At 64.8% G+C, this 12,817-nt stretch carries 12 protein-coding genes; 6 read left to right on the top strand and 6 right to left on the bottom strand.

Annotated features, from left to right (window positions below; translation table 11 throughout):
- On the top strand, window positions 1-3,114 hold the full coding sequence (locus TSO5_RS19250; protein ID WP_109153058.1) for an efflux RND transporter permease subunit: 3,114 nt from the start codon (window positions 1-3) through the stop codon (window positions 3,112-3,114).
- Window positions 3,115-3,129: 15 nt separating this feature from the next.
- Complete coding sequence (locus tag TSO5_RS19245; RefSeq protein WP_109153057.1) at window positions 3,130-3,510, top strand: response regulator; 381 nt, start codon at window positions 3,130-3,132, stop codon at window positions 3,508-3,510.
- Between the two features lie 123 nt (window positions 3,511-3,633).
- On the opposite strand, the gene TSO5_RS32975 is transcribed toward TSO5_RS19245, so the two are convergent.
- The 3 genes from TSO5_RS32975 to folK all read right to left on the bottom strand — a co-directional run bounded on the left by TSO5_RS32975 (window position 3,634) and on the right by folK (window position 5,154).
- Complete coding sequence (locus TSO5_RS32975; protein ID WP_199230941.1) at window positions 3,634-3,792, bottom strand: hypothetical protein; 159 nt, start codon at window positions 3,790-3,792, stop codon at window positions 3,634-3,636.
- A gap of 296 nt (window positions 3,793-4,088) precedes the next feature.
- Window positions 4,089-4,496, bottom strand: a complete 408-nt coding sequence (locus TSO5_RS19240) for a dihydroneopterin aldolase (RefSeq protein WP_247870832.1) — start codon at window positions 4,494-4,496, stop codon at window positions 4,089-4,091.
- A gap of 127 nt (window positions 4,497-4,623) precedes the next feature.
- The gene (gene folK, locus TSO5_RS19235; RefSeq protein ID WP_109153055.1) at window positions 4,624-5,154 is read right to left on the bottom strand and encodes a 2-amino-4-hydroxy-6-hydroxymethyldihydropteridine diphosphokinase; all 531 of its coding nucleotides are present in this window, start codon (window positions 5,152-5,154) and stop codon (window positions 4,624-4,626) included.
- A gap of 211 nt (window positions 5,155-5,365) precedes the next feature.
- On the opposite strand from folK, the gene TSO5_RS19230 reads away from it, so the two are divergent.
- The 3 genes from TSO5_RS19230 (at window position 5,366) to TSO5_RS19220 (ending at window position 7,213) form a co-directional block, all read left to right on the top strand.
- Window positions 5,366-5,824: a hypothetical protein gene (locus tag TSO5_RS19230; protein WP_109153118.1), complete on the top strand. Its 459-nt coding sequence runs from the start codon at window positions 5,366-5,368 to the stop codon at window positions 5,822-5,824.
- A 158-nt stretch (window positions 5,825-5,982) separates the two neighbouring features.
- The gene (locus TSO5_RS19225) at window positions 5,983-6,702 is read left to right on the top strand and encodes a carbon monoxide dehydrogenase subunit G (protein ID WP_109153054.1); all 720 of its coding nucleotides are present in this window, start codon (window positions 5,983-5,985) and stop codon (window positions 6,700-6,702) included.
- Between the two features lie 130 nt (window positions 6,703-6,832).
- Window positions 6,833-7,213 carry a cytochrome c family protein gene (locus tag TSO5_RS19220; RefSeq protein ID WP_109153053.1) on the top strand — a complete coding sequence of 127 codons (381 nt, stop codon included), beginning with the start codon at window positions 6,833-6,835 and terminating at the stop codon, window positions 7,211-7,213.
- Window positions 7,214-7,333: 120 nt separating this feature from the next.
- On the opposite strand, the gene pepN is transcribed toward TSO5_RS19220, so the two are convergent.
- From pepN to TSO5_RS19205, 3 genes are all read right to left on the bottom strand, one after another.
- On the bottom strand, window positions 7,334-9,991 hold the full coding sequence (gene pepN / locus TSO5_RS19215) for an aminopeptidase N (protein ID WP_109153052.1): 2,658 nt from the start codon (window positions 9,989-9,991) through the stop codon (window positions 7,334-7,336).
- Between the two features lie 140 nt (window positions 9,992-10,131).
- A complete protein-coding gene (locus TSO5_RS19210) occupies window positions 10,132-10,749 on the bottom strand; it encodes a hypothetical protein (protein ID WP_109153051.1) in 618 nt (205 codons plus the stop codon).
- 25 nt (window positions 10,750-10,774) lie between these two features.
- A complete protein-coding gene (locus TSO5_RS19205) occupies window positions 10,775-11,215 on the bottom strand; it encodes a hypothetical protein (RefSeq protein WP_109153050.1) in 441 nt (146 codons plus the stop codon).
- A gap of 813 nt (window positions 11,216-12,028) precedes the next feature.
- Between TSO5_RS19205 and TSO5_RS32320 the strand changes: the two genes are divergently transcribed.
- Entirely contained in the window at window positions 12,029-12,802 is a 774-nt protein-coding gene (locus TSO5_RS32320; protein ID WP_146203810.1) for a hypothetical protein, read from the top strand.
- Window positions 12,803-12,817: the final 15 nt, after the last annotated feature.

Genomic DNA, 12,817 nt, shown 5'->3' with positions numbered 1-12,817 from the left:
ATGATCCTGTCCGAGATTTCGGTCCGCCGTCCCGTCCTGGCGACGGTGATGAGCCTCGCCCTGATGCTGATCGGCATCGTGTCGTACCAGCGCCTGTCGGTGCGCGAATATCCCAAGATCGACGAGCCGGTCGTCACGGTGGAGACGACCTATAAAGGTGCCTCGGCCCAGATCATCGAAAGCCAGGTGACCCAGACGCTGGAGGACAGCCTCGCCGGCATCGAGGGCATCGACGTGATGTCCTCGATCAGCCGGGCGGAGAAATCGCAGATCACCCTGCGCTTCCGGCTGGACCGCAACGTCGATGTCGCCGCCAGCGACGTGCGCGACCGGGTGGGCCGCGTCCGCGCCGCCCTGCCGTCGGAAATCGACGAGCCGGTCATCGCCAAGGTCGAGGCCGACGCCCAGCCGATCATCTATCTCGCCTTCTCCTCCGACCGGCATTCACCGCTGGAGGTGACGGACTTCGCCGACCGCTATGTCAAGGACCGGCTGCAGAACCTGCCCGGCGTGGCGCAGGTGCGCATCTTCGGCGAGCGCCGCTTCGCCATGCGGCTTTGGCTCGACCCGCAACGGATGGCCGCCTACCGGGTGACGCCGCAGGATGTCGAGAACGCGCTGCGCCGGCAGAATGTCGAAATCCCGGCCGGCCGCGTCGAAAGCGTGGCGCGCGAGTTCACCGTGGTGTCGGAGACCGACCTGCGCAGCCCGGCCGAGTTCGAGAACATCATCCTGCGCGACGATGCGGGCTATCTGGTCCGGCTGCGCGACATCGGCCGGGCGGAGCTGGGCGCGCTGGACGAGCGGGTCAGCGCCCGCTTCAACGGCCGCGGCGCCGTCGCCATCGGCGTGGTGAAGCAATCCACCGCCAACCCGCTGGACGTGTCGAAGGCGGTCAACGAGGCGCTGCCGAAGATCACCGCCGCCCTGCCGGAGGGCATGGGGGTGGATGTCGCCTATGACAGCTCGGTCTTCATCGCCAAGTCGATCGATGCGGTGTTCCACACGATCTTCGAAGCGATCATCCTGGTCGTGCTGGTGATCTTCTTCTTCCTGCGCTCGTTGCGGGCGACGCTGGTGCCGCTGGTGACCATCCCGGTGTCGCTGATCGGCGGCTTCGCCCTGATGTACGCCTTCGGCTTCTCCATCAACACGCTGACGCTGCTGTCGATGGTGCTGGCCATCGGCCTCGTCGTCGACGACGCCATCGTCATGCTGGAGAACATCTTCCGCTATGTGGAAGAGGGCATGAACCCGTTCCAGGCGGCGTTGAAGGGATCGCGCGAGATCGGCTTCGCCGTCATCGCCATGACCATCACGCTGGCGGCGGTGTACGCCCCCATCGGTTTCATGACCGGGCGCACCGGGCGGCTGTTCACCGAATTCGCGCTGACGCTGGCCGGTGCGGTGATCGTGTCGGGCTTCGTGGCGCTGACGCTGTCGCCGATGATGTGCTCCAAGCTGCTGAAGCATGAGACCAAGCACGGCCTGCTCTACCGCGCCATCGAGCGGTTCCTGGAGGGGATGACCAACGGCTACCGAGGGCTGCTGCGCCTGTCGCTGCGGGCGCGGCCCGTGGTTCTGCTGATCGGGCTGGGCGTCGCCGCGGCCAGCTATGTGCTGTTCACCGGGCTGAAATCGGAACTGGCGCCGGTCGAGGACCGCGGCACCATCGTCGGCATCGCCATCGCGCCGGAAGGCTCGACGCTCGACTACACCATGGGCTACGCCCAGCGGATGGAGGCGCTGTTCCGCCAGATCCCGGTGCTGGAGAAGTTCTTCGTCGTCGTCGGCTTCCCCGTGGTGAACCAGGGCATCGCCTTCGTCCGCCTGATCGACTGGGACCAGCGCGACGTGAAGCAGCAGGCGATCACCGCCCAGCTGTTCCCCAAGATGTTCGGCATCCCCGGCATCCTGGGCTTCGTCACCAACCCGCCCTCGCTGGGCCAGAGCCCGATCGACAAGCCGGTCAATTTCGTCATCCAGACCTCGCTGCCCTTCGAGGAACTGCAGACGATGGTCAACGCCATGATGGCGGAGGCGCGCAACTTCCCCGGCCTGACCAACATCGACACCGACCTGAAGCTGAACAAGCCGGAATTGCGGGTGTCGCTCGACCGCGACAAGTCGGCCGATCTGGGGGTGGATGTCGACACTGTCGGCCGCACCCTGGAAACGCTGTTGGGCGGACGGCAGGTCACGCGCTTCAAGAAGGACGGCAAGCAGTATGACGTGATCGTCCAAGTCGCCAACATCGACCGCCGCAACCCGGACGACATCGCCGGCATCTATGTGCGCGGCGGCACCTCGGCCACCGGCGGGCCGGGGCAGATGATCTCGCTCGCCAATCTGGTGAAGGTCGAGGAGCGGGTGGCGCCGAAGGAACTGAACCACTTCAACAAGCTGCGCTCCGCCACCATCACCGCGACGCTGGCGCCGGGAACCTCGCTGGGCGAGGCGCTGGCGGTGATGCAGGCGGCGGCGAACAAGGTGCTGCCGGCCACCGCCCAGACCGACTATGCCGGGCAGAGCCGCGAGTTCCGCGAATCGGCGACCGGGCTCTATTTCGTCTTCGTGCTGGCGCTGGCCTTCATCTATCTGGTGCTGGCGGCGCAGTTCGAGAGCTTCATCGACCCCTTCGTCATCATGCTGACCGTGCCGCTGTCGATGACCGGCGCGCTGGCCGCCTTGCAGATGAGCGGCGGGACGATGAACGTCTACAGCCAGATCGGCCTCGTCACCCTGGTCGGCCTCATCACCAAGCACGGCATCCTGATCGTGGAGTTCGCCAACCAGCTCCAGCGCGCCGGGACCGACATCCGCAAGGCGGTGGAGGAAGCCGCCGTGCTGCGCCTGCGCCCGATCCTGATGACCACCGGCGCCATGGTGCTGGGCGCGGTGCCGCTGGCCTACGCCAAGGGGGCGGGTGCCGAAAGCCGGCAGGCCATCGGCGCCGTCATCGTCGGCGGCATGACGCTGGGCACGCTGCTGACCCTGTTCGTCGTCCCGACGGTCTACAGCTATCTCGCCCGCAAGAAGCCGATGCGGGACGAGGCTGCGGAGCAGGGCGCCGATGGGGGCGCCGCCCACGGCGTGCCCCATCCGGCGGAGTGAGGGGGGACCGGCGCCATGGCCAGCGTGCTGATCATCGACGACGACGACGTGGCCCGCGCGGTGCTGCTGCGCACGCTGACGATGGCCGGTCATGAGGCGGTCGGCGCCCGCGACGGGGTGGAGGGGATGTTGCGGTTCCGCGACCGTCCGGCCGGCAATCCCGTCGATCTGGTCATCACCGACATCTTCATGCCGAACCAGGAGGGGCTGGCGACGATCATGGAGCTGCGACGCGGCGCGCCGTCGCTGAAGATCATCGCGATTTCCGGCGGCGGCGCCCGCGCCTCGCTGGACGTGCTGCCGGTGGCGGAGGCGCTGGGCGCGCACCGCACCCTTCGCAAACCCTTCACCCCAGCCGAGGTGATGGAGGTCGTGCGCGAGGTTCTGGAGGGGTGAGGTGCCTTTCCCCGAAGCGCGAAAGCGCCGCCCTCCGGTGGAAGGCGGCGCTTCGTGTTGTGGTGTTCCAGCCGATTGGCCTGACCGGGCCTTATTCACGGCCTGGGTCAGGGCGCCCGCAGGTCAGGCGGCGAGCCGTTCTTCCTGTACTCGTCGGCTCCGACGAAGGCGTTCGAAGAGCTGCTGGACGCTGTCGGGGCTGATCCCATCGCGCGCCATCACGGCGATCACGATCGGATCTTCGAGCAGTTCGGAAAGGGTCGGCGTCTTGCTGCGGTCCATGCGTCCCTCCCTTAGAGTCCGGCTTCCGGGGGCCGTTGCCGTCCCGGAAGGGGGATCGGCGGACGGTCGAAGCCGGCAATGGCGATTGGCCTAATCCCTGCTGCGCGCTCGTCTCGGCTTTCGGTATCCGGATCGCCGCCGGGGATATACCCCGTCCGGTCCGGATTGTGGGTCTAAAATACAATATGGCGACCATAACTCAGATGGGGTGGTAATGTCACCCGTCCTTTTGTCAACAGCCGCTATATCTTTGTTCAATGCAGTAATGACCAGCCGCGCAGCGGTGGCGGGCGCGGTTACGCCTGACCCGGCCGGCCGCGCGTCAGGCTGGTGCCGGCCGCCGAATCGCCCGAGTCGGCCGCGGGAATGGTGACGTCGACCTGGACCAGGCGCACTTTGGCATGGGACAGGCAGAGGTCCGCGGCGCGGTCGGCCAAGTATTCGGCACCCGATACGTTGGATTCGGCACAAAGACGGCGCAAGTCTTCGACGATGTCCTCGTAAGACATCACCGCGGCGATGTCGTCGGGAAAACCGGGGCCGGGATGGGTGACGGTCAGCGTCAGGTCGAAGCGGACATCCGGCCGGTCGGTGCGGCCGGCGAGCGCCACGGCGGCGGCGAACCCGCGCACCAGAATGGTGTAGGTGAGCGGCGCGCCGCCCGGCTGGACCAGCATGGTCCGTTTCACGCTATCGTCCGACAACACACTCTCCCGGCCGGCGGGCGGGCGCCGGCGTTGCGTTCAGGCCGGCACTATAAGCGGTGCGGCGGCGGCATGCCACCGCACTTGGACCATTGCACTTGGACCACCACACTCGGCGAGACGTTCGTCAAAGCCTGTCGGCGATGCGGACGACGGTCTCGCGGCCGGGAACCTCGTCGCGCAGGGCGTCGATCCGCCGGTTCAGCACCGGGTGGACGATGTCGGCGGCGATGTCGGCCAGCGGGCAGAGCACGAAGGCGCGCTCCGCCATGCGGGGGTGGGGGATTTCCAGATCAGGCTGCGCCACCACGCGGTCGGCATAGAGCAGGATGTCGATGTCGATGGGGCGCGGGCCGAAGCGCAGGCCGCCGAGATCGCGGCCCAGCGTCGCCTCGATCTCCTTCAGGAAGCGCAGCAGTTCCGCCGGGCCGAGGCGGGTGGTGCCGCGCACCGCCATGTTCAGGAAGGCCGGCTGGTCGGTGACATACATCGGCGCCGTCTCGTACAGGGCGGACTGGGCGTCGATCTTCACCGCCTCGCCCAGCCGCCGGATCGCCTCGGCGAGGTTGGCGGCGCGGTCACCCATGTTGCCGCCGAGCGCGAGATACACCGTCACGGCAGAGGCGGAGGGAGAAGGGGAGGGCGTAAGCTCGGCCATGGCGTCGGCGGTTCCGATATGCTGGTATGGACAGGGGACGGAACTCCTAGCAAATCCGGGCCCGTCCGTCACTTCCGGGCCGCAGAGACCCTTCCGGGAACGGACGGGCGGCGGCGGGGTTTCAGCACTGTATCAACCGGTTGAGAAGAACCCGGCGATGACACGATATTCTGGTGGAGGACGAGACATGGGCCAAGGGATGGGGAAGGCCATGGGTAAGGCAAGGACCGTGGGCGCTGCGATGATTCTTCTCGGCGGCACGGCCGTCCTCCTTGCCGGCTGCGCCACCGGTCCCGATCCGGAGATTGCCCGCCGCGCCCAGACCGCCATGGTCGGCATGCCCAAGGCCGACCTGCTGGCCTGCGCCGGCGTTCCGGACCGTCAGGCGACTGCGGCGGGCCGCGAATACTACACCTACGTCGCCCGTCCTGCGGTGGCCTACAGCCCCGGCAGCAGCATCGGCATCGGCGCCGGCAGCTTCGGCGGCAGCGGCGGGGTGGGTCTCGGTCTCGGCTTTGGGGTGCCGGTCGGCGGCAGCACCTCGACCGGCTGCGAGGCGACGGTGGTGATCGGCCCGCGCGGCACGGTGGAGCAGGTCAGCTACCCGGCCGGCGCCTCGCTGTCCGCCTGCACGCCGATCGTCAGCAACTGCATGGCGCCGCGCGGGTGAGGGCGTTCACGGGTAAGACTTTGAGATGAGGCGGCCGGGGCTGTCGCAGCGCCCGGTAATGCCATATTCTCAACCGTAACCCCGGCCGCAGCCGGGGCGAGAGACGCCCGCAAAGGGCCGCATCAGGGTTGGCAATTGGGTTGGAGGAACCACGAACCATGGATATGAGCGGAAGCCACCGGATCGAGGCCAGCCGCGACGCGGTGTGGGCGGCGCTGAACGATCCGGAAATCCTGCGGCAGTGCATTCCCGGCTGCGAGGAGGTGGTCCGGCAGTCCGACACCGAGATGACGGCCAAGGTCGTCGCCAAGGTCGGCCCGGTCAGCGCCAAATTCGCCGGCAAGGTCACCCTGTCCGACCTGGACCCGCCCAACGGCTACACCATCACCGGCGAAGGGTCGGGCGGTGCCGCCGGCTTCGGCAAGGGCGGCGCCACCGTGACGCTGGCCGACGATGGCGGCGCCACGCTGCTGAGCTACACCGCCAAGGCTCAGGTCGGCGGCAAGCTGGCGCAGATCGGCTCCCGGCTGGTCGACGCCACCGCCCGCAAGATGGCGGAGGAGTTCTTCGCCCGCTTCACCCGGATCGTCGGTCCGGCACCTGTGGAGACAGCCCCCGCGGTGGAACCGGTGGCGGGCGAAGCGGCCGGCGCCGCCGCCGCGCCCCAGCCAGCCTCCCAGCCTGCCGCCACCCGGCCTGCGGTCTATTCAGAGCCCGCGGCTAAGCCCGCCACCCGCATGGTGGAACCGCCGCCGGAGATCCCGCTGCCGCTGCCGGTCGGCCGTGGCAAGGGGGGCGGAGCCGGCAATTTCTACGTGCCGTGGGCGGCACTTCTTGTGATTGTGGTTCTGTTCGCGGCGCTTGCCTGGATGAATTAGCGCGGCAAATTGTTCATTGGTCGTACGGCGGCATCAAAGGGGGTTTGACCCCCTTACGGAATGTGTATGCTGCCGCGCGATTCCGGCCGGCGCCGTCGGCCGGTGGATCCATCGGAAGGGAAGCCGAAGAATGAAGAAGCTGTTGATGGGCGTTGCCGCCATCGCCGCGGTCGTGATGGGTGCCGGTGCCGCCCAGGCGGCCGACGCCGCCGCCGGCAAGGATGTCTTCAAGGTCTGCATGGCCTGCCACACCGCCGAGCAGGGCAAGAACAAGGTCGGTCCGTCGCTGTTCGGCGTCGTCGGCCGTCCGGCCGCGTCGATCGAGGGCTTCAAGTACTCGGCCCCGATGAAGGAAAAGGGCGCCGCCGGCCATGTCTGGACCCCGGAGAACCTGGACGCCTACATCAAGGCGCCGAAGGAAATCGTCCCGGGCGGCACGATGGCCTTCGCCGGCCTGAAGGACGACGCCAAGCGCGCCGACCTGATCGCCTTCCTGTCCGAGCAGAAGTAAGACCGTATCCCCCCGCCCGGCGGCAGGGGGATTACGGCGAAGTGATCACGGACGGCGAAAGGGCCGGTGGCGATGCCACCGGCCCTTTTGCTTATGCGCCTGGTCCTTTGGTCCCGAGTCTCAGCCGGCAGCCTCCAGGCTTTTGCTGGCGACCTCGTAGACGTCGGGCGACAGGCCCGGCGTGGCGACGATCCGCTGCAACTCGGCCTTCATCAGCCCTTGGCGGGCCGCGTCATAGCGCCGCAGACGGGAGAAGGGTCCCATCAGCCGGGCTGCAACCTGTGGGTTCATCGGGTCCAGACGCAGGACCTGATCGGCCAGGAAGCGATAGCCGGCGCCGCTGGCGTCATGGAAGCGGACCGGGTTGCCGTTGGCGAAGCCGCCGATCAGCGCATACACCTTGTTCGGGTTCCGGATCTCGAAGGCCGGATGGCCGAGCAGGGCGGTGACGCGGGCCTGCGTGTCGGCGCGGTGCGACATCGCCTGCACGCTGAACCACTTGTCGACCACCAGCGCCTCGCCTTTCCAGCGCTCGTAGAAGTCGGCAAGCGTCTTCTCTCCTTCCGGCGAGGCGGCGTTGGACAGGAACTGCAGCGCCGCGATCTCGTCGGTCATGCCCTGGGCGGTACGATACTGGGTCAGGCAAAGATCCAGCGCCTCTGCGTCCTCCAGCGCCATCAGATAGGCGAGGCACAGGTTCTTCAGCGCCCGCTTGCCGATGGCCTCGGCATCGACCGAGAAGGGCTCCTGGCTGCTGTTGCGGCGGTAGAGGTCGAGGAACTTGGCCCGCAGGCGCCCGGCCAGCGTCTTGCGGGCGAATTCCCGCACCGCGTGGATGGCGTCGGGATCGACCACCGGCATCTGGGTGCCGAGATAGGCCTCTGTCGGCAGCACCAGCGCCTGGGCGGCGAAGGCCGGGTCGCGCTGCGCATCGTCCAGGATCTTGGCGAAGGCGTCGGCATAGCCCTCCGGCAGCACCAGATCGCGCCCGGCCTGCTGGTCGGCGACGAGGTTCAGCAGGATGCGAGTACCGAGAATCTGGCCGGCCTCCCACCGGTTGAAGGCGTCGCTGTCATGCGCCATCAGGAAGGTGAGGTCGGCGTCGGTCAGGTCGGTCTTCAGCTTCACCGGGGCGGAGAAGCCGCGCAGCAGCGACGGCACCGGCCGGGCCGGGACGTCGCGGAAGGTGAAGCTCTGGTTTTCCGCCGTCACATGCAGGATGCGGCTGGTGCCGGCGGCGGCGTCCTCACCGTCCAGGCGCAGCGGCAGGTCCTGCCCGTCGGGGCCGAGCAATCCGACCACCAGCGGGATGTGCATCGGCTGCTTGGTCGGCTGGCCCGGCGTCGGCGGCACCGTCTGCTTCACCGTCAGGGTGTAGGTCTTGGCCGCCGAATCATGGCTGCCGGCGATGTCCAGTTCCGGCGTGCCGGACTGGCGGTACCACAGCTGGAACTGGGTCAGGTCGACGCCGCTGGCATCGGCCATGGCGGCGACGAAATCATCGCAGGTGACTGCCTGCCCGTCATGACGCTGGAAGTAAAGGTCGGTGCCCTTGCGGTACTTCTCCGGTCCCAGCAGGGTGTGGATCATGCGGATGACTTCCGCACCCTTGTTGTAGACGGTGGGGGTGTAGAAGTTGTTGATCTCGACATAGCTGTCCGGGCGCACCGGATGGGCCATGGCGCCGGCATCCTCCTGGAACTGCACGGTGCGCAGCCCCTGGACGTCGGCGATGCGCTTCACCGCGCGGGAATGCATGTCGGACGAGAATTCCTGGTCGCGGAAGACGGTCAGCCCTTCCTTCAGCGACAGCTGGAACCAGTCGCGGCAGGTGACGCGGTTGCCGGTCCAGTTGTGGAAATACTCGTGCGCGACCACCGCCTCGATGTTGAGGAAATCGGTATCGGTCGCGGTCTCCGGCTTGGCCAGGATGTATTTGGTGTTGAAGACGTTGAGCGACTTGTTTTCCATCGCCCCCATGTTGAAATCGCCGACCGCGACGATGTTGAAGATGTCGAGGTCGTATTCCAGACCATAGACCTCCTCATCCCAGCGCATCGACTTGATGAGCGAGCGCATGGCGTGGTCGATCTTGTCCTCGTTCCCCGGCTCCACATAGATGCGCAACGTCACGTCGCGGCCGGACGCGGTGCGGAAATGGTCCTCGCCATGGACGAGCTTGCCGGCGACCAGCGCGAACAGGTAGCAGGGCTTGGGGAAGGGGTCCTCCCAGCGCGCCCAGTGGCGGCCGTCTTCCGAATCGCCCGACGCGGCCAGATTGCCGTTGGACAGCAGCACCGGATAGCGCGCCTTGTCCGCGGTGATGGTGGTGCTGTAGCGCGCCATCACGTCCGGGCGGTCCATGAAGTAGGTGATCTTGCGGAAGCCTTCCGCCTCGCATTGCGTGCAGAAGTTGCCGGAGGACTTGTAGAGCCCTTCCAGCGCCGTGTTCTCCTGCGGCTTGATGCGGACGATGGTTTCCAGGGTGTAGCTGTCCGGCACCTCCAGCACGATCAGGTGATCGGGGGTGACGGTGAATTCGTCCGGCCCCAGAGTCCTGCCGTCCAGCGCCACCGACACCAGATCCAGCCTCTGCCCGTCGAGCGACAGCGGCTCCGTCGCGGCATCGGGGCGGGCCGGGTTGCGGCGGATCGCGAGCACCGCGCGGACGGTGGTGACATCCTCGCCCAGGTCGACGAACAGGTCGACCGTGTCGATCAGATGCGCCGGCGGGCGATAGTCCTGAAGCCGGATGGCCTTCGGCGTGCCTTTGTCCATGTGCCTTGTCTCTGGTCTGTGTCTGTCTTGCGGATCAAGCCGGTCGGGACAGGTCCGAGGGACAAGGACTGTAGCAAGGCGGGGACTGGCTGTCTTGAGTGGGAATGGGGGAGGGGCGCGGCGCGCGCCCCTGGAATGCTCTACCTCTTGACCTGGGCGACCTTCAGCAGGGTGAAGGCACCCATCTGGTCGATGTATTGCTGATAGAAGAAGCGCCATTTCTTGCCGTTGCGCACCCCGACCAGCGTGACCTTGACCCCGTCGGTGCCCGGCACGTTCATGTATTGCGACTTGTGCAGGGTGGTGGCGTGCATGCGCATGCCCTGGCGCAGCCCGGCCTCGTCGATCCGTCCCTGGGCGGTCTGCAGATTGCCATGGGAGGCGGAATAGGTGCCGCCGCCATGGTCGCTGAAGCCGAAGGAACAGCCGTCCATCGTCGGCGTGAACATCACGTCGGCCTCGTCGTCCAGAACGACGAGATGCTTGAAATCCTGATCATAGGGCAACCAATAGGCGTTCCAGCTGTCCGGCTGGTTGCCCTGGTCGTAGCGCACCGACCAGACCTTGGCGTTCTTGGTCGTAAACTGCGAGACGATGCCGGTGCCCTTGCGGGTGCAGTTCATGCCGTCGTCGCTGAGGCTGAAGCTCTTGACGCCGCCGACGCGGTAGTTGGGCTGGTAGGCCTGATACTGGATCCAGATCAGGTTGTTCTTGAGGAAGCTTTCCGGATTCGCGACCAGATCGGCGATGTTCGGCATGTGCGCGACTTTCCTGCTGGGTGGATCAGAGGACGCCGAAGACGGGGCGCTTGTATCCGGCCTCCGTCTCGTTGCCGGACAGGAACCAGTAGGCCTTCATCAGCGCGAACTGCTGGTTGTCGTCGCGCAGCAGCACATAGGCGCAATAGACGGTGCCGTCGTCCGGCCGCAGGAAGGCGGCGATCCACGGGTTCTGCCGGGTGCCGATGTGGGCGGCGTGGCCCAGCTTGCGCGTGATGTCGTTGCGGTAGCCGACCAGCGTCGCCGCATGTCCCTGGCGGAAGGGCAGAGCCGAAAGTTCCTGATAATTCTGCAGGATGCGCGGGTTGCCGTCGCCTTCCTCGGCATACCACTGCGCCACCTCCATGTACTCGTTGGCCCGCGCGTTCGCACGGTCGTACCGAGCCTGCTTCTGCCGGTCGGTATGACCGGCGGCGGTCTTTTTCAGAAAGCTGATGAGTCCCATGGTCCGCGCCCCTCCCATTCTCCGGATGGGACGCTAGCAGAGCAATCGGGAAGGCGCAAAAGGGCGGGGGTCATATGATTGTATGCGGTTTGGGGGGCGGCGGGAATGCACCGCGTCGGACACGTCTGCGCCGTTGGCGTTTTCTGAAGTTCCTATCCTACAGGCTTTCGACACTTTCTATGGCATGTCGATCCACAGGCGGAAAACGATTCCCTCGAACTCCCAATCTGTTCTAAAAAGCTATATCGGCAAATTTCTAGCATCGGCATCATGCGCGTTTGCGCAGAAATGACCGCGAAGTGCATCAGGCCAATATGGTGGGGCAAGTGACGGCTAACACATTGTTTACGATCGGCTATGAGGGTGCGGTCGTAGATGACTTCATAGCTACCTTGCTTAAGGTTGGCGTCCAGACGGTCATTGATATTCGCGATGTCCCTGTGTCGCGTCGTCGCGGTTTTTCTAAGTCCTCATTGTCGCAACATTGCGTGGATCAAGGGCTGGCATATGTACACCTGCGTCCCCTCGGAGACCCAAAAGAGGGGCGGGAGGCGGCGAGAGCCGGTCGTTACGAACAGTTTCATACTATCTTTTCAACGCACCTCAGCACGCTTGGCGCGCAGAGTGCGCTAAGTGAAGCGATCAAGATTGCAAGCGATAGCGTCTCTTGCCTACTATGCTACGAGCGGGATCACCGTTTCTGCCACCGTAACATTGTGGCGGGTGAGATGAAAAGGCTCGGGGCATTCACCTTGAGGCACATTGGAGTGCCACAGGGAAAATAGCAGCCGAGCCCATTTTTGGGGACGGCTAATGGTCGAAAGTGATTTAAAGTCAGGGGAAGCAGAAGCGATTGTTTTAATCAAAGCCGCGCCACAGGTAGGCCTCAAGCATGGCGAGACAGTTTGTTGCGCGGCTTTGGATATATATGGAAAGTGGCTGAGGCTTTATCCAGTTTCTTTTAGGTATTTAGATGAAGGTAAAAAGTTTTCGCGTTGGGATCGAATTCACTTCCGTTGGCGGCTTCCAAATGATGACCGTCGTTTAGAGTCACGTAGAGTTGATCAAGATACTCTGTCCATTGTTGGTAGCTTGAAGCAGTCGGAACGGCAAAGCTTCCTGGATAGAGCAATCGTTACCAGTTTAGACCGCGAGCGGCAGGCGGGTCGCAGTCTTGCTCTCTTAAGAGTTGAAGTTCGCGACTTCCGATACCAGAAGAAGAATCCTGATGAGTTGCTAGCAGAAAAGGCAAAATTTGAAAGTCTGCGGGCTCAGAGGGACATGTTTAATAGCAAGAAATTGATCCCATACGAACCTTGCCCTTACCGATTCAAATACCGATATAAGACTGATGATGGAGACCGTGAAGGAACCTGTCAAGATTGGGAAATTGAAGCAACTTTTTTTCGATGGTCAAGAGAGTATGGGGAGAAACCTGCTCTTGAAATGATGGAAAAGACATTTGGTGAAGAATACCCTCATAAAGGCATGCTCCTGGCCATGGGGACGCATTCTGTTTACCCAGACCGTTGGCTTATTAATGGGGTGATTCGTTTGGATCGTATACAGCAGATGAGTTTGCTTTAAAAGTAAAGCACTGGG

Source organism: Azospirillum sp. TSO5, assembly GCF_003116065.1.
Taxonomy (GTDB): Bacteria; Pseudomonadota; Alphaproteobacteria; order Azospirillales; family Azospirillaceae; genus Azospirillum.
This window is presented reverse-complemented; position numbering and strand designations above follow the sequence as displayed.

Coding starts and splice junctions, on each gene's coding strand:
- TSO5_RS19250 (WP_109153058.1), top strand. CDS start 1: ATGATCCTGTCCGAGATTTCGGTCCGCCGTCCCGTCCTGGCGACGGTG.
- TSO5_RS19245 (WP_109153057.1), top strand. CDS start 3,130: ATGGCCAGCGTGCTGATCATCGACGACGACGACGTGGCCCGCGCGGTG.
- TSO5_RS32975 (WP_199230941.1), bottom strand. CDS start 3,792: ATGGACCGCAGCAAGACGCCGACCCTTTCCGAACTGCTCGAAGATCCG.
- folK (WP_109153055.1), bottom strand. CDS start 5,154: ATGGCCGAGCTTACGCCCTCCCCTTCTCCCTCCGCCTCTGCCGTGACG.
- TSO5_RS19230 (WP_109153118.1), top strand. CDS start 5,366: ATGGGTAAGGCAAGGACCGTGGGCGCTGCGATGATTCTTCTCGGCGGC.
- TSO5_RS19225 (WP_109153054.1), top strand. CDS start 5,983: ATGGATATGAGCGGAAGCCACCGGATCGAGGCCAGCCGCGACGCGGTG.
- TSO5_RS19220 (WP_109153053.1), top strand. CDS start 6,833: ATGAAGAAGCTGTTGATGGGCGTTGCCGCCATCGCCGCGGTCGTGATG.
- pepN (WP_109153052.1), bottom strand. CDS start 9,991: ATGGACAAAGGCACGCCGAAGGCCATCCGGCTTCAGGACTATCGCCCG.
- TSO5_RS19210 (WP_109153051.1), bottom strand. CDS start 10,749: ATGCCGAACATCGCCGATCTGGTCGCGAATCCGGAAAGCTTCCTCAAG.
- TSO5_RS19205 (WP_109153050.1), bottom strand. CDS start 11,215: ATGGGACTCATCAGCTTTCTGAAAAAGACCGCCGCCGGTCATACCGAC.
- TSO5_RS32320 (WP_146203810.1), top strand. CDS start 12,029: ATGGTCGAAAGTGATTTAAAGTCAGGGGAAGCAGAAGCGATTGTTTTA.